Source organism: Citrobacter sp. Cpo037 (assembly GCF_030332945.1).
In the GTDB taxonomy this organism is placed as follows: Bacteria; Pseudomonadota; Gammaproteobacteria; order Enterobacterales; family Enterobacteriaceae; genus Citrobacter; species Citrobacter portucalensis.
Genome location: NZ_JAOWGW010000073.1, coordinates 59,433 through 80,911 on the forward strand (window position 1 = coordinate 59,433; position 21,479 = coordinate 80,911).

20 protein-coding genes and 5 tRNA genes are annotated in these 21,479 nt (G+C 53.8%); 9 read left to right on the plus strand and 16 right to left on the minus strand.

All coding sequences use genetic code 11. The annotated features are described in order from the left end of the window. Positions 1–41: 41 nt before the first annotated feature. The 13 genes from OGX94_RS18980 to mltB all read right to left on the minus strand — a co-directional run bounded on the left by OGX94_RS18980 (position 42) and on the right by mltB (position 8,898). Positions 42–470: a YqaA family protein gene (locus OGX94_RS18980; RefSeq protein ID WP_003825961.1), complete on the minus strand. Its 429-nt coding sequence runs from the start codon at positions 468–470 to the stop codon at positions 42–44. Next, positions 467–1,033, minus strand: coding sequence for a fructose-1-phosphate/6-phosphogluconate phosphatase (gene yqaB, locus OGX94_RS18985; protein ID WP_003825960.1), 567 nt, complete (start codon positions 1,031–1,033; stop codon positions 467–469). The genes OGX94_RS18980 and yqaB overlap by 4 nt, the downstream gene beginning before the upstream one ends. Before the next feature lie 252 nt (positions 1,034–1,285). Beyond that, positions 1,286–1,362 (minus strand) — tRNA-Arg (locus OGX94_RS18990). A 60-nt stretch (positions 1,363–1,422) separates the two neighbouring features. Then, a tRNA-Arg gene (locus OGX94_RS18995) sits at positions 1,423–1,499 on the minus strand. Positions 1,500–1,559: 60 nt separating this feature from the next. Beyond that, positions 1,560–1,636: transfer RNA gene (locus OGX94_RS19000), tRNA-Arg, on the minus strand. Positions 1,637–1,696: 60 nt separating this feature from the next. Then, positions 1,697–1,773, minus strand: a tRNA-Arg gene (locus OGX94_RS19005). A gap of 3 nt (positions 1,774–1,776) precedes the next feature. Continuing rightward, positions 1,777–1,869 (minus strand) — tRNA-Ser (locus tag OGX94_RS19010). A 336-nt stretch (positions 1,870–2,205) separates the two neighbouring features. After that, positions 2,206–2,391, minus strand: coding sequence for a carbon storage regulator CsrA (gene csrA, locus OGX94_RS19015; protein ID WP_000906486.1), 186 nt, complete (start codon positions 2,389–2,391; stop codon positions 2,206–2,208). A 238-nt stretch (positions 2,392–2,629) separates the two neighbouring features. Continuing rightward, the gene (gene alaS / locus OGX94_RS19020) at positions 2,630–5,257 is read right to left on the minus strand and encodes an alanine--tRNA ligase (protein WP_003825959.1); all 2,628 of its coding nucleotides are present in this window, start codon (positions 5,255–5,257) and stop codon (positions 2,630–2,632) included. Between the two features lie 128 nt (positions 5,258–5,385). Continuing rightward, positions 5,386–5,886 carry a recombination regulator RecX gene (gene recX / locus OGX94_RS19025; RefSeq protein WP_003825957.1) on the minus strand — a complete coding sequence of 167 codons (501 nt, stop codon included), beginning with the start codon at positions 5,884–5,886 and terminating at the stop codon, positions 5,386–5,388. Positions 5,887–5,972: 86 nt separating this feature from the next. Further along, positions 5,973–7,037, minus strand: coding sequence for a recombinase RecA (gene recA / locus OGX94_RS19030; protein WP_003037330.1), 1,065 nt, complete (start codon positions 7,035–7,037; stop codon positions 5,973–5,975). Between the two features lie 92 nt (positions 7,038–7,129). Then, the gene (pncC, locus tag OGX94_RS19035; RefSeq protein WP_003825955.1) at positions 7,130–7,627 is read right to left on the minus strand and encodes a nicotinamide-nucleotide amidase; all 498 of its coding nucleotides are present in this window, start codon (positions 7,625–7,627) and stop codon (positions 7,130–7,132) included. Between the two features lie 191 nt (positions 7,628–7,818). Beyond that, positions 7,819–8,898 carry a lytic murein transglycosylase B gene (gene mltB / locus OGX94_RS19040; protein ID WP_003037336.1) on the minus strand — a complete coding sequence of 360 codons (1,080 nt, stop codon included), beginning with the start codon at positions 8,896–8,898 and terminating at the stop codon, positions 7,819–7,821. 263 nt (positions 8,899–9,161) lie between these two features. On the opposite strand from mltB, the gene srlA reads away from it, so the two are divergent. From srlA to gutQ, 7 genes are all read left to right on the plus strand, one after another. Continuing rightward, positions 9,162–9,725, plus strand: coding sequence for a PTS glucitol/sorbitol transporter subunit IIC (gene srlA, locus OGX94_RS19045; protein ID WP_003825953.1), 564 nt, complete (start codon positions 9,162–9,164; stop codon positions 9,723–9,725). Continuing rightward, positions 9,722–10,693: a PTS glucitol/sorbitol transporter subunit IIB gene (srlE, locus tag OGX94_RS19050; protein ID WP_063940975.1), complete on the plus strand. Its 972-nt coding sequence runs from the start codon at positions 9,722–9,724 to the stop codon at positions 10,691–10,693. The genes srlA and srlE overlap by 4 nt, the downstream gene beginning before the upstream one ends. 13 nt (positions 10,694–10,706) lie before the next feature. Further along, positions 10,707–11,069, plus strand: coding sequence for a PTS glucitol/sorbitol transporter subunit IIA (gene srlB, locus OGX94_RS19055; RefSeq protein ID WP_123268084.1), 363 nt, complete (start codon positions 10,707–10,709; stop codon positions 11,067–11,069). 17 nt (positions 11,070–11,086) lie between these two features. Further along, entirely contained in the window at positions 11,087–11,866 is a 780-nt protein-coding gene (gene srlD, locus OGX94_RS19060) for a sorbitol-6-phosphate dehydrogenase (RefSeq protein WP_003037345.1), read from the plus strand. A 55-nt stretch (positions 11,867–11,921) separates the two neighbouring features. Beyond that, complete coding sequence (gene gutM / locus OGX94_RS19065; protein WP_003825941.1) at positions 11,922–12,281, plus strand: transcriptional regulator GutM; 360 nt, start codon at positions 11,922–11,924, stop codon at positions 12,279–12,281. A gap of 70 nt (positions 12,282–12,351) precedes the next feature. Further along, a complete protein-coding gene (gene srlR, locus OGX94_RS19070; protein WP_003037350.1) occupies positions 12,352–13,125 on the plus strand; it encodes a glucitol operon DNA-binding transcriptional repressor SrlR in 774 nt (257 codons plus the stop codon). Beyond that, positions 13,118–14,083: an arabinose-5-phosphate isomerase GutQ gene (gutQ, locus tag OGX94_RS19075; protein ID WP_257662029.1), complete on the plus strand. Its 966-nt coding sequence runs from the start codon at positions 13,118–13,120 to the stop codon at positions 14,081–14,083. Before srlR ends, gutQ begins: the two co-directional genes overlap by 8 nt. On the opposite strand, the gene norR is transcribed toward gutQ, so the two are convergent. Then, complete coding sequence (norR, locus tag OGX94_RS19080; protein WP_003825937.1) at positions 14,080–15,600, minus strand: nitric oxide reductase transcriptional regulator NorR; 1,521 nt, start codon at positions 15,598–15,600, stop codon at positions 14,080–14,082. The genes gutQ and norR overlap by 4 nt on opposite strands. A 191-nt stretch (positions 15,601–15,791) precedes the next feature. Between norR and norV the strand changes: the two genes are divergently transcribed. Continuing rightward, positions 15,792–17,240 carry an anaerobic nitric oxide reductase flavorubredoxin gene (norV, locus tag OGX94_RS19085; RefSeq protein ID WP_003825935.1) on the plus strand — a complete coding sequence of 483 codons (1,449 nt, stop codon included), beginning with the start codon at positions 15,792–15,794 and terminating at the stop codon, positions 17,238–17,240. Next, the gene (norW, locus tag OGX94_RS19090; protein WP_003825933.1) at positions 17,237–18,370 is read left to right on the plus strand and encodes an NADH:flavorubredoxin reductase NorW; all 1,134 of its coding nucleotides are present in this window, start codon (positions 17,237–17,239) and stop codon (positions 18,368–18,370) included. Before norV ends, norW begins: the two co-directional genes overlap by 4 nt. A 148-nt stretch (positions 18,371–18,518) precedes the next feature. Here norW and hypF read toward each other — a convergent pair whose 3' ends face one another. Next, on the minus strand, positions 18,519–20,759 hold the full coding sequence (gene hypF, locus OGX94_RS19095) for a carbamoyltransferase HypF (protein ID WP_286569769.1): 2,241 nt from the start codon (positions 20,757–20,759) through the stop codon (positions 18,519–18,521). A 143-nt stretch (positions 20,760–20,902) separates the two neighbouring features. Beyond that, the gene (gene hydN, locus OGX94_RS19100) at positions 20,903–21,448 is read right to left on the minus strand and encodes an electron transport protein HydN (protein WP_003037366.1); all 546 of its coding nucleotides are present in this window, start codon (positions 21,446–21,448) and stop codon (positions 20,903–20,905) included. Positions 21,449–21,479: the final 31 nt, after the last annotated feature.

Here is a 21,479-nt window from a genome sequence, read left to right on the forward strand (position 1 = left end):
ATAATGGTATTGGTTACCCTGAAGGCTATCCCACAACACAATTAGTGCCACCACATAATGCCTTGTGTCGTAACCGCTGCGACAACAACATAGCGCAGCGCCTTGCCAAGGCATAAGAAAAAGAGAACTGGGCCCCACGAGATGCGCATCCACCCGGCTAACAGGCACAGCAAATCCCCCACAACCGGCATCCAGCTTAATAATAGTGTGACAGCGCCATAGCGCCGCAGCCAGCCAGTGGCTTTTTCTTGCCAGCGCGATGTTTTACGCAATGGAAAGAAACGCCCAAGGATAACGTTAGTTAACCCTCCAAGGCTATTACCCATTGTTGCTGTTAAGACTAAGACCCAGGGATGACTGACCCCGGAGACCAACAAAGCAACCAGAACAACTTCAGAATTACCGGGTAATAGCGTGGCACTGAGAAAACTGCTGGCAAACAGTGACAGGAGCGACAGTCCATCACTCACAATAACCGGACATCCACGGCATCCATTCCCGCGGCATGCGCCGCCTGTATTCCAAAATCGGCATCTTCAAACACGACGCAACGAGCCGGAACAACCCCCATACGTTCGGCACAAAGCAAAAACGTATCAGGAGCCGGTTTATGGTGCTGTACGTGATCGGCTGCGACTACAGCATCAAAATAGCGACGCAGACCAAGGTGAGCGAGCAGCGCTTCTGCAATTGCGCTTTCACTACCCGTACCTACCGACATAGGACGACGACCATGCCAGGCTTTCACGACATCAACCAACGGCAAAGGCTGGACGCTATCCAGCAGCATGCTTCTCACCTTGTCGGTTTTTTCACGTGCCAGTGCATGAGGATCAAGATCGGCATGGTTCAATTCAATTACCGACTGCGCAATACGCCACGTTGGGGAGCCATTGAGGGCGACCATGGCATGTTCATCAAACCGTAGTCCATAATGCCCCAATACCTCATGCCACGCCTTACGATGCGTAGGCTCGGTATCCAGGATGGTACCATCCATATCAAAAATCAAACCCGCATAACGTTCGTACATCGTCTTCTCACAAGCCGAGTGACCAGACGTTATTTTATCGTAATTGATTGATTTTGTCGCTGACAGCGAATTGAGGGGTGTTCAGAGAGTATGTGGAAATGATTTAGAGGGAGGGAGAAGATGGTGCATCCGGGAGGATTACTCACTCGTGTTCGCCCTGCGGGCCGTTGCTGAAGCAACGTTATCCTCCCTGGTGTTCGCGATTATCTCGCAGACCATGAAACAACAGTTTCGCTGTTATTTAGGAGAAGATGGTGCATCCGGGAGGATTCGAACCTCCGACCGCTCGGTTCGTAGCCGAGTACTCTATCCAGCTGAGCTACGGATGCATCGGGAAACTTGCTTTACTGCCGATACTGATACCGTGATAAGCGATATCAAGTAAGAGATGGTGCATCCGGGAGGATTCGAACCTCCGACCGCTCGGTTCGTAGCCGAGTACTCTATCCAGCTGAGCTACGGATGCATCGGGAAACTTGCTTTACTGCCGATACTGATACCGTGATAAGCGATATCAAGTAAGAGATGGTGCATCCGGGAGGATTCGAACCTCCGACCGCTCGGTTCGTAGCCGAGTACTCTATCCAGCTGAGCTACGGATGCATCAGGGAAACTTACTTTACTGCAGATTTGATATCGCTGCTAAAGCGATATCAAGTAATATGGTGCATCCGGGAGGATTCGAACCTCCGACCGCTCGGTTCGTAGCCGAGTACTCTATCCAGCTGAGCTACGGATGCAAATGGCGGTGAGGCGGGGATTCGAACCCCGGATGCAGCTTTTGACCGCATACTCCCTTAGCAGGGGAGCGCCTTCAGCCTCTCGGCCACCTCACCAACACGCCTCTTGCGAGTGCTTCGAAGAACTTGTTTCTGCTCATCGTCGCTGCGTGGCGCACATATTACTTTCTGGGACTTATAAGTCAAACAATTTTTCCAGAGCTTTTATCGTTTGCACATTTCACGCGCAATTAGTCTGCAAAAACGGCAAAAAGAGTGTTTTATCAACAGATAAATTGGCAATTTCCTGAAGGAGTGAGCAAACGGAAACTTCGCAGGAAAAGGCATTACGCGCAGTGGAATCGAAAAAATGGGGAAGACGAAGAAGAAAAGAGAAGAAAAAGGGTCACTCAATCAGGTTGCGCCTCACCAGAGAGGTGAGACGCGAAAACCTTAGTAACTGGACTGCTGGGATTTTTCAGCCTGGATACGCTGGTAGATCTCTTCACGATGGACAGAAACTTCTTTCGGGGCGTTTACGCCAATGCGCACCTGGTTGCCCTTCACCCCTAAAACTGTCACGGTGACCTCATCGCCTATCATGAGGGTCTCACCAACTCGACGAGTCAGAATCAGCATTCTTTGCTCCTTGAAAGATTAAAAGAGTCGGGTCTCTCTGTATCCCGGCATTATCCATCATATAACGCCAAAAAGTAAGCGATGACAAACACCTAAGTGTAAGCAGTCACGGCATCACATTCTGTTAAACCTAAGTTTAGCCGATATACACAACTTCAACCTGACTTTATCGTTGTCGATAGCGTTGATACAAACGCTGCGGATTGAAGTCCGCAGCGTCGACTTACGCTTATAATTATTACAGTTTTGCGCTGACCCAGCCTTTCACACTGGCTAACGCTGCGGGCAGAGCCGCTGCATCCGTACCACCGGCTTGCGCCATGTCCGGACGACCGCCACCCTTGCCGCCGACCTGCTGAGCGACCATTCCAACCAGTTCCCCTGCTTTCACGCGATCTGTCACGTCCTTAGACACACCCGCAATCAGAGAAACCTTACCTTCCACTACCGTTGCCAGAACGATAACGGTAGACCCCAGTTGATTTTTCAGATCATCAACCATGGTACGCAACATTTTCGGCTCAACGTCCGCGAGTTCGCTGACCAGCAGCTTCACGCCGTTGATATCAACCGCTTTGCTGGAAAGATTTGCACTCTCCTGCGCCGCAGCCTGTTCCTTCAATTGCTGCAATTCTTTTTCCAGTTGACGTGTACGCTCCAGCACGGAACGAACTTTGTCACCGATATTCTGGCTATCGCCTTTCAGCAGCTGCGCAATATCGCTTAAGCGATCGCTCTCAGCATGCACGGTTTGGATAGCACCTTCACCGGTTACGGCTTCAATACGACGAACGCCTGCCGCAGTACCTGACTCGGACACAATGCGGAACAGACCGATATCACCTGTACGGCTGGCGTGAGTACCGCCACACAGTTCGGTAGAGAAATCACCCATGCTCAGAACGCGCACATGGTCGTCATATTTCTCGCCAAACAGTGCCATTGCGCCTTTGGCTTTTGCCGCTTCGAGATCCATGATGTTCGTTTCAATCGGCAAGTTGCGACGGATTTGCGCGTTCACCAGATCTTCAACGGCACGGATTTCAGCAGGCTTCATTGCTTCGGTATGAGAGAAGTCGAAGCGCAGCAGTTTATCGTTAACCAACGAACCTTTCTGTGCCACATGTGTGCCCAGAACCTGGCGCAGCGCTGCGTGCATCAGGTGCGTTGCGGAGTGGTTCAAACGAATACGCGCACGACGGGCTTCATCCACATCAGCCTGTACCGCATCACCAATTTTCAGAGAACCCGCAGACAACTTGCCGATGTGACCAATGGCCTGGCCATATTTCTGCGTGTCGCTAACGGCAAACGCGAAGCCTGCGCCTTTCAGCTCACCCTTGTCGCCAACCTGACCACCAGATTCCGCATAGAACGGAGTCTGATCCAGTACGACAACGGCATCCTGACCTGCGTTAATTGCGTCTACCGCTTTACCATCAACAAACAGCGCGGTCACTTTGCCGTTCAGTTCCAGGTGCTCGTAGCCTTTAAATTCAGAGGCGCCATCAACGCGAATCATCGCATTGTAGTCTGCGCCGAAGCCGCTGGCTTCACGCGCACGACGGCGCTGTTCTTCCATTGCAGCTTCAAAGCCCGCTTCATCAACCTTAATGTTACGCTCGCGGCAAACGTCTGCCGTCAGGTCAACCGGGAAACCGTAGGTGTCATACAGACGGAATGCGGTTTCGCCATCCAGCGTATCGCCAGACAGTTTTGCCAGTTCTTCGTCCAGCAGCGCCAGACCACGCTCCAGAGTACGCGCAAACTGCTCTTCTTCGGTTTTCAGAACCTGTTCAACCATAGCCTGCTGACGCTTCAGTTCTTCACCTGCAGAGCCCATGACGTCCACCAACGGACCAACCAGCTTGTAGAAGAAGGTATCCTTCGCGCCCAGCATGTTGCCATGACGTACCGCGCGACGAATGATACGGCGCAGCACATAGCCACGGTTTTCATTCGACGGCACAACGCCATCGGCAATCAGGAATGCACAAGAACGGATATGGTCGGCGATAACACGCAGAGACTTGTTGCTCAGATCAGTTGCGCCAGTGACTTTCGCCACGGATTCGATCAATGAGCGGAACAGGTCGATTTCATAGTTGGAGTTAACGTGTTGCAGCACGGCCGCAATACGCTCCAGACCCATACCGGTATCCACGGACGGTTTCGGCAGCGGTTCCATGGTGCCGTCAGCCTGACGGTTGAACTGCATGAAGACGATGTTCCAGATCTCAATGTAGCGATCCCCATCTTCTTCTGCGCTTCCCGGAGGTCCACCCCAGATATGGTCGCCGTGGTCGTAGAAAATTTCTGTGCATGGACCGCAAGGACCGGTATCACCCATCTGCCAGAAGTTGTCTGAAGCATAAGCCGCACCTTTGTTATCACCGATACGGATGATACGTTCGCGCGGAATACCGACTTCTTTTTCCCAGATTTCATAGGCTTCATCGTCAGTTTCATAGACGGTTACCCACAGACGCTCTTTTGGCAGGGCAAACCAGTTTTCACCGGTCAGTAGTTCCCATGCATATTGAATAGCGTCGTGTTTGAAGTAATCGCCGAAGCTGAAGTTGCCCAGCATTTCGAAGAAAGTGTGGTGACGTGCAGTGTAACCGACGTTTTCCAGGTCATTGTGCTTACCGCCCGCACGTACACAACGCTGCGAGGTGGTTGCGCGGGAATAATTACGCTTGTCGAGGCCAAGGAAAACATCCTTGAACTGGTTCATCCCGGCGTTGGTAAACAACAAAGTAGGGTCATTGTTCGGTACCAGGGAGCTGCTGGCAACTACCTGGTGTCCTTTACTATGGAAAAAATCGAGAAACGCCTGACGGATCTCAGCGGTGCTCTTGCTCATAATTATCCTGAAGAAATCAAGCTAACGAAATGTCATTACCAGCATCGGCACGCAAACTGCGCCTCTGGCAATCGAAAAGTGGGAATAAGATAAGTTTTCTTTACTGGGAAGTAAAATCCCGTATGCGGTCAATCGTCAAAATTTCGCCATATTGCCTGAATATCTTCCATCAGATAGCCGCGATAGAGCAAAAAACGCTGGACCTTTATCTTATCTGAAAAATCGACAGGTAAAGGTTCACCGTACTTCCGAATGGCCTGCTCGCGTGCAAGCACTGCCCAGTCAACTTCGCACTCACGCATGGCCCGCTCGATAGCTTCACGTGCGATCCCTTTTTGGTTTAATTCCTGGCGCACTCGGGCTGGTCCATAACCTTTGCGGCTACGGCTGGCGATAAACTGCCGCACGAAACGATCATCATCCAGATAACGACTTTCAATACACCAGGCGATGACCTTGTCGTAATCCTCCGGCGTGGCATCAATTTCTTCTGGTCCATTTTTCCCCATCACCGGAGCGGCCAGCTTGCGCCGCAGTTCCTGCTCGCTGTGGTCGCGCATCGCCAGAATACGTACGGCGCGGTCAAGCAGTCGGGAATAAGCAGAACGGCGGGAAGTTGCTTCTGTCATAGTAAGCCTTCAGAAATGAAAAAGGGCTGCATGATATGCAGCCCTTTACTATATGTGATTCACAACATGCGATTCAAAACAGATTATCAGAAATCTTCGTTCGTTTCTTTTACGTCTTCGCCGCTGTCATCAACGGAGAAATCAGGCGTTGAATCCTGGTTATTGAGCAGTAACTCACGTAATTTCTTCTCAATTTCTTTCGCAGTTGCCGGGTTCTCTTTCAGCCAGTTGGTCGCATTCGCTTTACCCTGACCGATTTTCTCACCGTTATAGCTGTACCATGCACCGGCTTTTTCAATCAGCTTCTCTTTCACGCCCAGGTCAACCAGTTCGCCGTAGAAGTTGATGCCTTCACCGTAGAGGATCTGGAATTCAGCCTGTTTGAACGGCGCTGCAATTTTGTTTTTCACAACCTTAACGCGAGTTTCGCTGCCGACCACGTTGTCGCCTTCTTTCACCGCGCCAATACGACGGATATCCAGACGAACAGACGCATAGAATTTCAGGGCGTTACCACCGGTGGTGGTTTCCGGGTTACCGAACATAACGCCAATCTTCATACGGATCTGGTTGATGAAAATCAGCAGCGTGTTGGACTGCTTCAGGTTACCGGCCAGCTTACGCATCGCCTGGCTCATCATACGCGCCGCAAGGCCCATGTGAGAGTCGCCAATCTCGCCTTCGATTTCTGCCTTCGGCGTCAATGCGGCAACGGAGTCGACAACGATAACGTCAACCGCACCGGAGCGCGCCAGCGCATCACAGATTTCCAGCGCTTGTTCACCGGTATCCGGCTGAGAACACAGCAGGTTGTCGATATCAACGCCAAGCTTACGGGCATAGACCGGATCCAGCGCGTGTTCCGCATCGATAAATGCACAGGTTTTACCTTCACGCTGCGCAGCGGCAATAACCTGCAGGGTCAGCGTTGTTTTACCGGAGGATTCAGGCCCGTAGATTTCGACGATACGGCCCATTGGCAGACCGCCCGCGCCCAGTGCGATATCCAGAGAAAGCGAACCGGTGGAGATAGTTTCCACATCCATGGAACGGTCTTCACCCAGGCGCATGATGGAGCCTTTACCGAATTGCTTTTCGATCTGACCCAGCGCTGCCGCCAACGCTTTCTGTTTGTTTTCGTCGATAGCCATTAATTACTCCTGTCATGCCGCTTTCGGGTTAAACCGCGAAACGTGGTAGATAATGTTCTGTTGAGGCAATTATACTGTATGCTCATACAGTATCAAGTATTTTGTAGAAATTGTTGCCACAGGGTTTGTAACGCGTAGACGGTCGCCTGTCGACGTACCGCGTCGCGATCGCCGCTGAAGCATTCCCGGCGGGTAATCCCCTCGCCGCTCACGCTGGCAAAGGCGAACCATACGGTACCCACGGGCTTTTCTTCACTGCCGCCATCCGGACCCGCAATACCGCTGATCGAGACCGCGAAATGCGCGCGGGCAGCTTTTAGCGCGCCAATCGCCATTTCCACCACCACTGGCTCGCTCACCGCCCCATGCTGGGCCAACGTCTCTTCGCGCACGCCAATCATCTGCGCTTTGGCTTCGTTGCTGTAGGTCACAAACCCACGCTCAAACCAGGCGGAGCTTCCGGCAATATCCGTAATCGCTTTGGCCACCCAGCCGCCGGTGCAGGATTCCGCCGTCGTAACGGTCGCCCCACGCGCTTTCAGCGCCAGGCCAACCTGCTCGCTTAACTGCATCAGTTCACTGTCAGTCATTTCAGCCTCTGTCAGTTAAAAAATATGCCGGACAAGATAGCACTTTCATAACCAATGTGGGGATGGAGAGAACGTTTTACGAGGGGGATTCCAAAAATTGCTCCGTTGCAGAAATAAGACCTGCCGGATGACGATGTCAGAGCATCTTATCCGGCCTACAAGCGATATCGTCCTGTAGGCCGGTGGAGCGGTTACTGCACGCGCGCCAGCGCGACCGCCTGACCCAGTTGCCACACGGCCATCGCGTAGTGGGTACTGTGGTTGTAGCGGGTGATGGTGTAGAAGTTCGGCAATCCATACCAGTACTGATAGCCGGTACCAATATCCAGGCGCAGCAGGCTGGCCTGCTGATGATTACCCAACGACTGCTGTGGCGTCAGACCCGCGGCAGCAAGCTGAGAAATGCTGTACTGGGTTTTAAAGCCGTTCGCCAGCCCTGGTGCCTGACCATTTGCCGGAACCGCGACCGTATCGCCTTTCACCCAGCCGTGGCCCTTGAAATAGTTCGCCACGCTACCGATGGCATCAACCGGATCCCACAGGTTAATGTGGCCATCACCATTAAAATCAACGGCATATTGTTTATAGGAAGACGGCATAAACTGGCCGTAACCCATCGCGCCGGCAAAAGAACCTTTCAAATCGAGCGGATCGTCGCTTTCATCTCGCGCCATCAGCAGGAAGGTTTCCAGTTCACCAGAGAAGTATTCCGCACGACGAGGATAGTTAAACGACAGCGTCGCCAGCGCATCCAGAATACGGGTTTTGCCCATCACGCGGCCCCAGCGCGTTTCAACGCCGATAATGCCAACGATAATTTCCGGCGGAACACCATAGACCTGCCACGCACGGTTCAGCGCATCTTCATATTGATTCCAGAAGGCCACGCCATTTTGCACGTTGTCAGGTGTGATGAACTGTTTGCGGTAGCGCAGCCATGCACCGTTAGGACCGGCTGGCGGCTGAGTCGTCGGTGCCTGGCGATCCATCAAACGCAATACCGAGTCCAGACGCTTGGCCTGCGACAGGATCTCCTGCAGCTGCTGGCGGTCAAAGCCGTGCTTGTTCACCATTTTCTCGATGAACTGCTGCGCGTTCGGATTATTGGCAAAATCACCGCCCGTTTGCATGACGTTGTGCTGTGGCTCAAGCAGGAAGCCGCCGGATGGCGCCCCCGTAGTCGTTTGAGTCTCTGAAGGTTTAGGTTTGCTGCTACAGGCAGCGAGCAGTACGAAAAGGGGGAGTAACGCTACATAACGACGCTTGAACATGAGACATCCATTAAACAAATTCAGCCTGGGAGAAGTATGGTAAAGCATCCTCCTCCATACAAGGAAGTAGTAGTCACTCTCCTTCACAGAATTTCCCCCCTCTTGCCCCCCGGCCGGCACATTTGCGATCTCTTACGCACAATCTTTCAAATTAAAATATTTATCTTTCATTTTGAGATCAAAATAACACTTTTAAATCTTTCGATCTGATTAAAATTAGTTACCGTTTGGCAAGATAACTAAAAACTCTACAGGAGAGAATAATGATCGACACCATCACACTCGGTGCTGAGTGGTTTATCGGGTTGTTCCAGAAAGGCGGAGAGGTCTTTACCGGCATGGTAACCGGTATTCTGCCTCTGCTGATCAGTCTGCTGGTCATCATGAATGCGCTAATTAACTTTATCGGTCAGCAGCGCATTGAACGTTTTGCCCAGCGCTGCGCCGGAAACCCGCTGTCCCGCTATCTGCTGCTGCCGTGCATCGGCACATTTGTGTTTTGTAACCCAATGACGCTGAGCCTGGGCCGCTTTATGCCAGAAAAGTACAAGCCCAGCTACTACGCCGCCGCCTCATACAGTTGCCATTCCATGAACGGCTTATTCCCACACATCAACCCTGGTGAACTGTTCGTCTATCTGGGGATCGCCAGCGGACTGACCACGCTGGGGCTTCCGCTTGGCCCGCTAGCGGTGAGCTATTTGCTGGTCGGTCTGGTGACCAACTTCTTCCGCGGCTGGGTGACTGATTTCACCACCGCCATCTTTGAGAAAAAAATGGGCATTCAACTTGAGCAGAAAGTGCATCTGGCGGGAGCAACATCATGACGCGTATTCGTATTGAAAAAGGCACCGGCGGCTGGGGCGGCCCGCTTGAACTAGATGCCGAACCGGGCAAGAAAATTGTCTATATCACCGCCGGAACTCGCCCCGCAATAGTCGACAGGATAGCAAGCCTGACCGGTTGGCAGGCTATTGATGGCTTCAAAGAAGGCGAGCCGCCGGAGAACGAAATTGGTGTGGCGATCATCGACTGCGGCGGCACACTGCGCTGTGGGATCTATCCCAAACGCCGTATACCGACGGTGAATATTCACGCTACTGGTAAATCCGGCCCGCTGGCTCAGTACATTGTCGAAGATATCTATGTCTCTGGCGTGAAAGAAGAAAACATCACGATTGTCGGCGATGCATCCGCTGCGCCGCAACCTGCAAGCAGCACTATCGGTCGCGATTACGACACCAGTAAAAAGATTACCGAACAAAGCGACGGCCTGTTGGCAAAAGTGGGAATGGGCATGGGTTCAGCCGTTGCGGTTCTGTTCCAGTCCGGGCGCGACACCATCGATACCGTCCTGAAAACTATTCTGCCATTTATGGCGTTCGTCTCGGCACTGATCGGCATCATTATGGCTTCGGGTCTGGGAGACTGGATTGCCCATGGACTCGCGCCGCTGGCCAGCCATCCGTTGGGACTGGTTACTCTGGCGCTGATCTGCTCTTTCCCGCTGCTGTCGCCTTTCCTCGGCCCCGGTGCGGTTATCGCCCAGGTTATCGGCGTGCTGATCGGTGTACAGATTGGTCTGGGGAACATTCCTCCACATCTGGCGCTACCTGCCCTGTTCGCCATTAACGCCCAGGCTGCATGTGACTTTATTCCGGTTGGGTTGTCGCTGGCCGAAGCGCGTCAGGACACGGTCCGCGTCGGCGTGCCATCCGTACTGGTGAGCCGTTTTCTGACCGGCGCGCCTACCGTTCTCATCGCCTGGTTTGTTTCTGGCTTTATTTACCAATAAGGGGCACTCAAAAATGACCGTAATTTATCAAACCACCATTACCCGTATCGGCCAGAGCGCCCCGGATGCACTGTGCGACCAGATGCTGATTACCTTTCGTGAAGGCGCGCCAGCGGATATCGAAGAGTTTTGTTTCATCCATTGCCACGGAGAGCTGAGCGGCTCTTTACAAGCAGGGATCCAGTTTGAACTGGGCCAGCACCACTACCCGGTCACCGCCGTTGGCAGCGTTGCGGAACAAAACTTACGTGAACTCGGGCATATAACCCTGCGCTTTGACGGGCAGAGCGAAGCGGAATTCCCCGGCACTGTACACGTTGCGGGCCCCGTCCCGGACGGTATCGCCCCGGGCTGTATTTTGAAGTTTGTTGCTTAAGATTGAAGGAGATAAAAATGAATCAGGTTGCCGTTGTCATTGGTGGAGGCCAGACCCTGGGGGCATTCCTTTGCCGTGGGCTTGCGACAGAAGGATACCGCGTCGCGGTGGTGGATATTCAAAGCGATAAAGCTGCCAACGTCGCGCAAGAAATTAACGCCGAGTTTGGCGAAGGTACCGCGTACGGTTTTGGCGCAGATGCCACCAGCGAACAGAGCGTGCTGGCGCTGTCGCGCGGAGTGGATGAAATATTCGGTCGTGTCGATCTGCTGGTTTACAGCGCGGGTATCGCTAAAGCCGCGTTTATCAGCGACTTTCAGCTTGGGGATTTCGACCGCTCGCTGCAGGTCAATCTGGTCGGCTACTTCCTCTGTGCACGTGAATTTTCACGCCTGATGATCCGCGATGGCGTGCAGGGACGCATTATCCAGATCAACTCAAAATCAGGGAAAGTGGGCAGCAAACACAATTCAGGCTACAGCGCGGCAAAATTTGGCGGCGTGGGCTTAACCCAGTCGCTGGCGCTGGATCTGGCGGAATACGGGATTACCGTGCATTCGTTGATGCTCGGTAATCTGCTGAAATCACCGATGTTTCAGTCGTTATTGCCGCAATATGCGACCAAGCTTGGCCTTAAGCCAGACGAAGTTGAGCAGTATTACATTGATAAGGTTCCGCTCAAGCGCGGCTGCGATTATCAGGACGTACTGAACATGCTGCTGTTTTACGCCAGTCCAAAAGCCTCTTACTGCACCGGGCAGTCCATCAACGTGACCGGCGGTCAGGTGATGTTTTAATGTTGAATTGCCGGATGGCGGCTGCGCTTATCCGGCAAAATCAAAGGAGTACATAATGGTTTCCGCACTGATTACCGTCGCCGCTATCGCCTGGTGCCTGCAACTGGCGCTTGGTGGCTGGCAAATATCCCGCTTTAACCGGGCGTTTGATCAACTCTGCCAGCAAGGTCGGGTTGGTGTTGGTCGCTCCGGTGGGCGTTTTAAACCGCGCGTGGTGGTAGCCATTGCGCTGGATGAGCAGCAACGGGTTACCGATACGTTGTTTATGAAAGGTCTTACGGTATTCGCCAGACCCGGCAAAATTGCCACAATAATGGGCAAACATCTTGATGATTTACAGCCTGATGTGATCTTTCCCCATGATCCATTAGCGCAGAATGCACTATCATTGGCGCTTAAACTGAAACATGGGTAATTTCGTTGTGAATGCTAATAGCTTGCGAAATTATCATTTTGCAACCTATTAAGTCAGGGTAATCACGCCTATGAAACCTCGTCAGCGTCAGGCTGCCATACTGGAGCATCTGCAAAAGCAGGGAAAATGCTCGGTTGAAGAACTGGCCCACTACTTTGACACGACCGGCACGACCATTCGCAAAGACCTGGTCATTCTGGAAAATGCCGGAACCGTCATTCGTACCTATGGCGGCGTAGTATTAAATAAAGACGAATCCGACCCGCCAATTGATCATAAAACGCTAATCAATACGCATAAAAAAGAGCAGATTGCCGAAGCCGCCGTCCGTTTTATACACGATGGCGACTCTATTATTCTGGATGCGGGTAGCACCGTATTGCAGATGGTGCCGATGCTCACCCGCTTTAGCAATATCACCGTCATGACCAACAGTCTGCACATTGTTAACGCCCTTTCGGAGCTGGACAACGAGCAAACTATCCTGATGCCCGGCGGGACCTTTCGCAAAAAATCTGCGTCATTTCACGGTCAGCTGGCAGAAAACGCCTTTGAGCAGTTCAGCTTTGATAAACTCTTCATGGGCACCGACGGCATTGACCTCAATGCCGGCGTGACCACCTTTAATGAGGTGTTTAGCGTCAGTAAAGCGATGTGCAATGCCGCTCGCGAAGTGATTCTGATGGCTGACTCGTCAAAATTTGGGCGCAAAAGCCCTAATGTTGTATGCAGTCTGGAAAGCGTCGACAAGCTGATTACCGATGCGGGCATCGACCCTGCGTTTCGTCAGGCGCTGGAAGCAAAAGGGATTGAAGTGATCATAACCGGAGAAACCAATGAGTGATGCACTACTGAACGCGGGCCGTCAGACGTTAATGCTAGAACTACAGGAAGCCAGCCGACTGCCAGAACGCCTGGGCGATGATTTTGTCCGCGCCGCCAATACGATTATCCACTGTGAAGGCAAAGTCATTGTCTCCGGTATTGGTAAATCAGGTCATATTGGCAAAAAAATTGCGGCGACCCTCGCCAGTACCGGCACACCCGCCTTTTTTGTGCATCCGGCGGAAGCGCTGCACGGCGACTTAGGGATGATCGAAAGCCGTGATGTCATGCTGTTTATCTCCTACTCCGGCGGTGCGAAAGAGCTGGATCTCATCATCCCACGCCTGGAAGACAAATCCGTCGCACTGCTGGCAATGACCGGAAAACCGACCTCACCGTTGGGTCTGGCAGCCAAAGCCGTGCTGGATATTTCCGTTGAGCGCGAAGCCTGTCCGATGCGCCTGGCACCGACGTCCAGCACCGTAAATACGTTGATGATGGGCGACGCGCTGGCGATCGCCGTGATGCAGGCGCGCGGCTTTAACGAAGAAGATTTTGCCCGCTCGCATCCGGCAGGTGCGCTGGGCGCTCGTCTGTTAAATAAAGTGCATCATCTGATGCGCCGTGACGATGCCATACCTCAGGTGAAGCTCGCCACCAGCGTGATGGACGCGATGCTGGAACTCAGCCGCACGGGTCTTGGCCTGGTCGCGGTCTGCGACGATCAGTCACTGGTGAAAGGGGTCTTTACCGACGGCGACCTGCGCCGCTGGCTGGTTGGCGGCGGAGCGCTTACCACCCAGGTTAGCGAAGCTATGACTCAGAATGGCATTACGCTACAGGCGCAGAGCCGCGCGATTGACGCCAAAGAGATCCTGATGAAGCGTAAAATCACTGCCGCACCGGTGGTCGATGAAAACGGTAAACTCACCGGTGCTATCAACCTGCAGGATTTTTATCAGGCCGGTATTATCTAATCCTTCAGACCCAGACGTTTCGCCAGCCGGTGCAGGTTGGCGACGTCTGTTTCCAGCGCCCGCGCACTTGCCGCCCAACTGTGATTATTTTGCACCAATGCCCGGCGGATCATCTCCCGCTGGAACGACTCTGTTGCTTCACGCAGATTGTGATGTTGCGGGATCTCCGCAACAACTTCCGCCGCCTGCGGAGTCGGACCTTCGTCCTGCAGGGCAAAATGCTGCGTCTCCAGCACCACTTCATCACCTGCCCTGGTAGCCCTTGCCAGAACAACCGCCCGGTGAATGGCATGTTCCAGCTCGCGCACATTTCCGGGCCAGCCGTAATTCAGCAGATGACTACGCGCGCCGGGGCTTAGCACCACGCGGGAAAGACCCAGCCGCAGTCGGCATTGCTCGCAAAAATAGCCGGCCAGCAGCACCACATCTTCGCCGCGCTCGCGAAGAGGCGGTACAGAAAGGGGGAAGACGCTCAGACGGTGGAACAAATCCGCGCGGAAATTCCCGGCCAGCACCTCTTCGCGTAAATCACGGTTCGTCGCCGCCAGCACCCGCACATCCACACGCAGGCTGCGATCGTCACCCACGCGCTGAATATCGCCGTACTGCAATACGCGCAGCAGCTTAGCCTGTAGCGCCAGCGAGAGTTCGCCTATCTCGTCGAGAAACAGCGTCCCATTGTCGGCCATTTCAAACTTACCGCTACGATTGCTGATAGCCCCGGTAAATGCGCCTTTTACGTGACCAAACAGCTCACTTTCGGCTACGGTTTCCGGCAACGCCGCACAGTTCAGATACACCAGTGGATTCACTGCGCGCGGCGAACCTTCATGGATAGCTTTAGCCACCAGCTCCTTCCCGGTCCCTGTTTCGCCGCTAATCAGCACGTTGAGATCGGACCCCGCCACAATCTCAATTTCTTTTTTCAACTGCATCATATTGGGCGACAGGCCAATCATCTGGGTTTCCGTCACCTGCTCAAAAGCCGTTGATGAGCCTGGCAGCATATTCTGGCTTTCCAGTTGTTCAATCAGCAGCGCATTGCTCAGCGCGCCCGCCGCCAGCGCGGCAATCAGCCTAAGCTCCTCATCGCTGAAAACATCGAACTGATCGGGCTCCATGCCATCCAGGGTTAACGCACCAATCAAATTTTGACCGGCGAACAACGGCAGCCCAATACAGGCATGCACTTTCAGACTCTCCTGCCCCGGAATCAGACCATCATATGGGTCTGGCAAATCGCTGTCGGCAGGGAAACGAACCACGTCTCCGGCGCGGGCAATCGCCTCCAGACGCGGATGCCCTTCCAGAGTAAAGCGCCTGCCGAGGACATCCTGCGCCAGCCCATCGATCGCCAGCGGAATAAACTGTCGCGACTCGTAGCGCAATAGCGCCGACGCGTCGCACTCCAGCACCTGACGCAAGGTGGTTATCAGACGTTGAAAACGGTCCTGATGTCCAATACCGCTTTGTAATTCAATGGCGATGCCCGCCAGCACGTCTACGGAAAAGCTCATAACTACCTCATTGTCATTTTGACAATTCATATTGTCATATTGACAATAAAATGAATAGTCATTTTGACTACCACTTAATAAGCAGAAAACAATAAAACCATTAAAATCAATAAAATAAAAAGTTGGCACGCAACCTGCAATAAGCAAAACATCTTTTTTAGAAAAACGCTGAATTAATTACTGAGGTTGCTATGTCTATTCTGGTTAAAAATAACATTCATTGGGTTGGCCAACGTGACTGGGAAGTTCGTGATTTCCACGGGACTGAATACAAAACGCTGCGCGGCAGCAGCTACAACAGCTATCTCATCCGTGAAGAAAAAAATGTCCTGATCGATACAGTAGACCACAAGTTTAGCCGTGAATTCGTGCAGAACCTGCGCAGTGAAATTGACCTCGCGGATATCGACTACATCATTATTAACCACGCGGAAGAAGACCATGCAGGGGCGCTGACTGAGCTGATGTCCTGCATCCCGGACACGCCGATTTACTGCACAGCCAACGCCATTGACTCCATCAACGGGCATCACCATCACCCGGAGTGGAATTTCAACGTGGTGAAAACCGGTGATTCACTGGACATTGGTAACGGCAAACAGCTGATCTTCGTTGAAACGCCAATGCTGCACTGGCCTGACAGCATGATGACCTACATGACCGGCGACGCGGTGCTGTTCAGTAACGACGCCTTCGGTCAGCACTACTGCGACGAACGTCTGTTTAACGACGAAGTTGACCAGACCGAACTGTTCGAACAGTGCCAGCGTTACTACGCCAATATCCTGACGCCGTTCAGCCGTCTGGTTACACCGAAAATCACTGAGATCCTCGGCTTCAACCTGCCGGTCGATATGATTGCTACTTCTCACGGCGTGGTATGGCGCGACAACCCAACGCAAATCGTTGAGATGTACCTGAAATGGGCGGCGGATTATCAGGAAGACCGCATCACCATTTTCTACGACACCATGTCCAACAACACCCGCATGATGGCCGACGCCATTGCCCAGGGCATCAACGAAGTTGACCCGAACGTGGCCGTGAAAATCTTTAACGTCGCCCGTAGCGATAAGAACGAAGTTCTGACTAACGTCTTCCGCTCTAAAGGCGTGCTGGTCGGTACTTCGACGATGAACAACGTGATGATGCCAAAAATCGCTGGTTTGGTGGAAGAGATGACCGGCCTGCGTTTTCGTAACAAACGCGCCAGCGCCTTTGGTTCACACGGCTGGAGCGGCGGTGCAGTAGACCGTTTGTCCACGCGTTTGCAGGATGCAGGTTTCGAAATGTCGCTGAGCCTGAAGGCAAAATGGCGTCCGGACCTGGATGCGCTGGAACTGTGCCGCCAGCACGGCCGTGAAATCGCTCGTCAGTGGGCGCTTGCTCCACTGCCGGAAGCAACCGTGAAAGCAGCTTCCAAAGAAGAAGAGTGCGCTTGCGCCGCTGCGGCTGCCGCCGATCTTGGCCCTAGCATGCAGTGCAGCGTGTGCCAGTGGATTTACGACCCAGCAAAAGGTGAACCGCTGCAGGATGTCGCGCCGGGTACACCGTGGAGCGACGTGCCGGATAACTTCCTGTGTCCAGAATGTTCATTAGGTAAAGACGTCTTCGACGTACTGGCAACGGAGGCAAAATGAGCCGCGGAATTGTCATTATTGGTTCGGGCTTCGCCGCCCGCCAGTTAGTCAAAAATATCCGTAAGCAGGATGCAAATGTCCCGCTGACCTTGATTGCTGCGGACAGCATGGATGAGTACAACAAGCCCGATCTCAGCCATGTTATCAGTCAGTCACAGCGTGCAGACGACCTCACCCGCCAGTCGGCGGGGGAGTTTGCCGAACAGTTTAATTTGCGCCTGTTCCCGCACACCTGGGTAACCGACATCGATGCTGATGCCCACGTAGTGAAAAGCCAGGATCAGCAGTGGCAGTACGACAAGCTGGTGCTGGCGACGGGCGCTTCAGCCTTTGTACCGCCGGTTACCGGACGTGAGTTAATGCTCACATTGAACAGCCAACAAGAGTATCGCGCTTGTGAAACACAGCTGCGTGACGCCCAGCGGGTGCTGATTGTCGGCGGCGGCTTGATTGGCAGTGAACTGGCGATGGATTTCTGTCGTGCCGGTAAAGCGGTGACGCTTATCGACAACGCCGCCAGCATTCTGGCTTCACTGATGCCGCCGGAAGTCAGCAGTCGCTTACAGCATCGTCTGACCGATATGGGCGTACACCTGTTGTTGAAATCACAGCTTCAGGGGCTGGAGAAAACGGCGCCAGGTATTCGTGCCACGCTCGATCGTAGCCGCAGCGTGGAAGTCGATGCGGTGATCGCCGCCACCGGCTTACGCCCGGAGACCGCACTGGCGCGTCGCGCCGGATTGAACATCAATCGTGGTGTCTGCGTCGATAGCTACCTGCAAACCAGCCACCCAGATATTTATGCTCTCGGCGACTGTGCGGAGATTAACGGTCAGGTGCTCCCGTTCCTGCAGCCGATTCAGCTGAGTGCCATGTATCTGGCGAAAAACCTGCTCGGCGGCAATGCGCCATTGAAACTGCCAGCCATGCTGGTAAAAGTCAAAACGCCAGAACTGCCTCTGCATTTGGCCGGGGAAACCCAGCGCCGCGATCTGAACTGGCACATCGCCGCCGAAGCGCAGGGAATGGTCGCCAGAGGGATGAACGACGAAGGCCAGCTGTGTGCGTTTGTCGTCAGTGAAGACCGCATGAAAGAGGCCTTTGCGCTACTGAAAACGTTGCCTGTGTAAGTCTGGGATGCCGAATGGCGCCTCCGGCCTACGACTTTGCCCGGCAACGCTGCTACTGATTTATTAACCTCACGCACATGGATGTGCGTTGCCACTTGTCGGTATGCCCCGACATGTTTTTCTTGCCCCGCCAGTCCCGGGGCTTTTTTTATTTTTGCGCCAACGCTCGCGCCGCGGCAATCACGCCCTGCCCCAATGACAACCCGCCGTCGCCCGCCGGTAAACGCTGCGGGAACAGTAAGGTAAAATCACGCAGATAAAACGCCAGACGGGCCGACAATAAGCGGTTATGCATCACGCCACCACTGAATACTAACGTCTTGAGCCCGCGCACTTCAGCCTGCTTTCGCATCAGAGTGGCAAACCCACACGCCAGCGCGTCGTGAAACGCCCATGCCCTTTCTGCTGGTTTGGCCTGCCAGTTCAGCCATTGCTGCCAAAAAACCGCTAAGTCCAGCTGAGTGTCATCAAGCGGCAGCGTGACAGGGTGATCAACGCCATCACATTGCGATGCCATCGCCTCAAGCGCACAAGCCGCTTCACCTTCATAACTCAATGATTCCGGTGCACATTGCAACGCGGCGGCAACGGCATCAAACAGTCGTCCGCACGATGACGCCAGCGGAGCGTTAATTCCCCGTTCAATCGCGCGCGCCAGCACGTTCCAGTTTTGATGTTGCAGCACCGATGTTTCCGGATAACGCGGCCAGTCAGGAACAAAACGCAGGCACTGCGCGAGCAGATTACGCCACGGCTGTTTTGCCGCCAGATCGCCGCCCGCCAGCGCTACCGCCGGTAAGCCGCCAAGGTGTTCGCATTCACGATAGTTAACCCGCAAACACTCTCCACCCCACAGCGCGCCGTTTTCCCCCATACCGATACCGTCTAGCGTCAGGGCAATCACATCACCGCCATTGAGCGGCCAGCCGTGCTCCGCAAGACACGCAGCGGCATGCGCATGGTGATGCAGCACCGTTTCAGTTGGCAGCTCCATTTCACTGGCCCACTGACTGGAAACATAGCCAGGGTGTGCATCATGCACAATACGCTGCGGCATAAAGTCATAAATGTTCTGGATCAGGCGTAGCGCATCACGCCACTGTTGCTGAATGCCGTCATCGCTGAGATCGCCCAAATGCTGGCTGATAACCGCCTGCTCGCTGCGCACCAGACAGAAAGTATTTTTCAGATCCGCCCCTAAGCACAGCATTGGCGGCACGTCGCGAAATCCTGGCGGTAGTGCGACCGCATCTGGCACATATCCTCGGGAACGACGCAGCATTTCCCCACTGTCGCGCACCACGGAGTCATCCATCCGCTGCACAATTTCGCGATTATGCAGCAGGAAACCGTCGGCAATGTCGTGTAAATCTTCCAGCGCCTGGGCGTTGGTAATGGCCGGAGGCCTGCCGCTGAGGTTGCCAGAGGTCATCACCAGCGGACAATTCATCTCTTGTAAGAGCAAATGCTGTAACGGATTCGCTGGCAGCATGACGCCAACCTCCGTTAACCCTGGCGCAATACCCTCGCTCAATGCAGCGACATAGCGTTTCTGCACCAGCACGATCGGCGCAGCAGGGGTAGTCAGCAAACGACGAGCGGGTTCAGGCAATCCTTCATCAGAGGGCAGCATCACTGCCAGAGGTTTCGCCGGACGGTGTTTGCGCAGCCTGAGTAGCGCTACGGCGCTATCATTTCGCGCATCGCACACCAGATGAAACCCACCAATGCCTTTAACCGCCACAATACCGCCTGCTTTCAGCCGCGATACCGCCGCCTGCAGCGCCTCTTCTTTCTCCGCTCGCTCACCCGCACAGAACCACTCCAGATGAGGGCCGCATGCCGGACAAGCCACTGGCTGGGCGTGGAAGCGACGGTCGTACGGATCGCGATACTCTTGATCGCATTGTGCGCAGAGAGGGAATGACGCCATTACGGTAAACGGACGATCGTAAGGCATGGCGCGGATAATCGTAAAACGCGGACCACAGTGGGTGCAGTTGATAAAGGGGTATCGGTAACGACGTTCGCCGGGGGTGTTCATTTCAACAAGGCATTCGGGACAGGTCGCGGCGTCCGGAACAATTTGCGTATTCATCGTACCGCCAGCACTTTGACGAATCGAGAAATCGGAAGGCTGCTGCGTCCAGGCGAATGGTTCGCTTTCAACGCTGTCAATGCGCGCCAGCGGTGGGCAGTGTTGATGCAACTGCGCAATAAATTCCGCTGGATCTTCCTGTAAGCGCACAACCACACCGTCACCGTCGTTACACACATCGCCATGCAGTTGTAACCGCTGCGCCAGTTGCCAGACGTAGGGGCGAAATCCGACGCCCTGTACCTTACCGCGAATACGCAGCTGTACGCCGGAGTGGTTGTTTATTGTCATTAAGTCGTTCCCGCAGTCATCTATCCCGGTTTGCCTGATAGCGCTACGCTTATCAGGCCTACGTGGATGCGAACAGTAGGCCGGATAAGGCGAAGCCGCCATCCGGCATAAGTACTACCGTATTTTACGCGGATTTTCAGATATCAGAACAGCAAAGATGCGGTGGAATCCAGCGCAGCGCGACGACGTTTTTCCGCGCTCAGTTGCTCAAGCTTATTGCGATCCACATAAATCAGCGCGTGAGTCGGGCACACTTCCATACAGGCAGGACCGGCCTCACGATGGTGGCACAGGTCGCACTTATTGGCTTCCGCTTTTTCTGCACGGACGTTCAGACCTGCGCCGCTGTTACGCACGACCGGACGCACGACCACTTCCATTGCGCCGTAAGGACAAGCCACAACGCAGGTTTTACAGCCAATGCAACGTTCCTGCATTACATGAACAAAACCTTTATCACGGCTGATCGCACCGTTTGGACAGACGTTAGCGCACGGCGCGTCTTCGCACTGGCGGCACAGCGTCGCCGTGGAGACATTAACGCCTTTGATGACGTGAATACGGGGTAAAAAGGTTTCAGGGGTCAGCGATGCGCAGTCCTGGTTATCCTGATGGGATACCACGCAGGCCACTTCACAGGTACGGCAACCAATGCATTTATTGGCGTCTGCAATGATGAAACGGTTCATCAATTTCTCCAGCAATGACAGAATATCTGCC

Coding starts and splice junctions, on each gene's coding strand:
- yqaB (WP_003825960.1), bottom strand. CDS start 1,033: ATGTACGAACGTTATGCGGGTTTGATTTTTGATATGGATGGTACCATC.
- csrA (WP_000906486.1), bottom strand. CDS start 2,391: ATGCTGATTCTGACTCGTCGAGTTGGTGAGACCCTCATGATAGGCGAT.
- alaS (WP_003825959.1), bottom strand. CDS start 5,257: ATGAGCAAGAGCACCGCTGAGATCCGTCAGGCGTTTCTCGATTTTTTC.
- recX (WP_003825957.1), bottom strand. CDS start 5,886: ATGACAGAAGCAACTTCCCGCCGTTCTGCTTATTCCCGACTGCTTGAC.
- recA (WP_003037330.1), bottom strand. CDS start 7,037: ATGGCTATCGACGAAAACAAACAGAAAGCGTTGGCGGCAGCGCTGGGT.
- pncC (WP_003825955.1), bottom strand. CDS start 7,627: ATGACTGACAGTGAACTGATGCAGTTAAGCGAGCAGGTTGGCCTGGCG.
- mltB (WP_003037336.1), bottom strand. CDS start 8,898: ATGTTCAAGCGTCGTTATGTAGCGTTACTCCCCCTTTTCGTACTGCTC.
- srlA (WP_003825953.1), top strand. CDS start 9,162: ATGATCGACACCATCACACTCGGTGCTGAGTGGTTTATCGGGTTGTTC.
- srlE (WP_063940975.1), top strand. CDS start 9,722: ATGACGCGTATTCGTATTGAAAAAGGCACCGGCGGCTGGGGCGGCCCG.
- srlB (WP_123268084.1), top strand. CDS start 10,707: ATGACCGTAATTTATCAAACCACCATTACCCGTATCGGCCAGAGCGCC.
- srlD (WP_003037345.1), top strand. CDS start 11,087: ATGAATCAGGTTGCCGTTGTCATTGGTGGAGGCCAGACCCTGGGGGCA.
- gutM (WP_003825941.1), top strand. CDS start 11,922: ATGGTTTCCGCACTGATTACCGTCGCCGCTATCGCCTGGTGCCTGCAA.
- srlR (WP_003037350.1), top strand. CDS start 12,352: ATGAAACCTCGTCAGCGTCAGGCTGCCATACTGGAGCATCTGCAAAAG.
- gutQ (WP_257662029.1), top strand. CDS start 13,118: ATGAGTGATGCACTACTGAACGCGGGCCGTCAGACGTTAATGCTAGAA.
- norR (WP_003825937.1), bottom strand. CDS start 15,600: ATGAGCTTTTCCGTAGACGTGCTGGCGGGCATCGCCATTGAATTACAA.
- norV (WP_003825935.1), top strand. CDS start 15,792: ATGTCTATTCTGGTTAAAAATAACATTCATTGGGTTGGCCAACGTGAC.
- norW (WP_003825933.1), top strand. CDS start 17,237: ATGAGCCGCGGAATTGTCATTATTGGTTCGGGCTTCGCCGCCCGCCAG.
- hypF (WP_286569769.1), bottom strand. CDS start 20,759: ATGACAATAAACAACCACTCCGGCGTACAGCTGCGTATTCGCGGTAAG.
- hydN (WP_003037366.1), bottom strand. CDS start 21,448: ATGAACCGTTTCATCATTGCAGACGCCAATAAATGCATTGGTTGCCGT.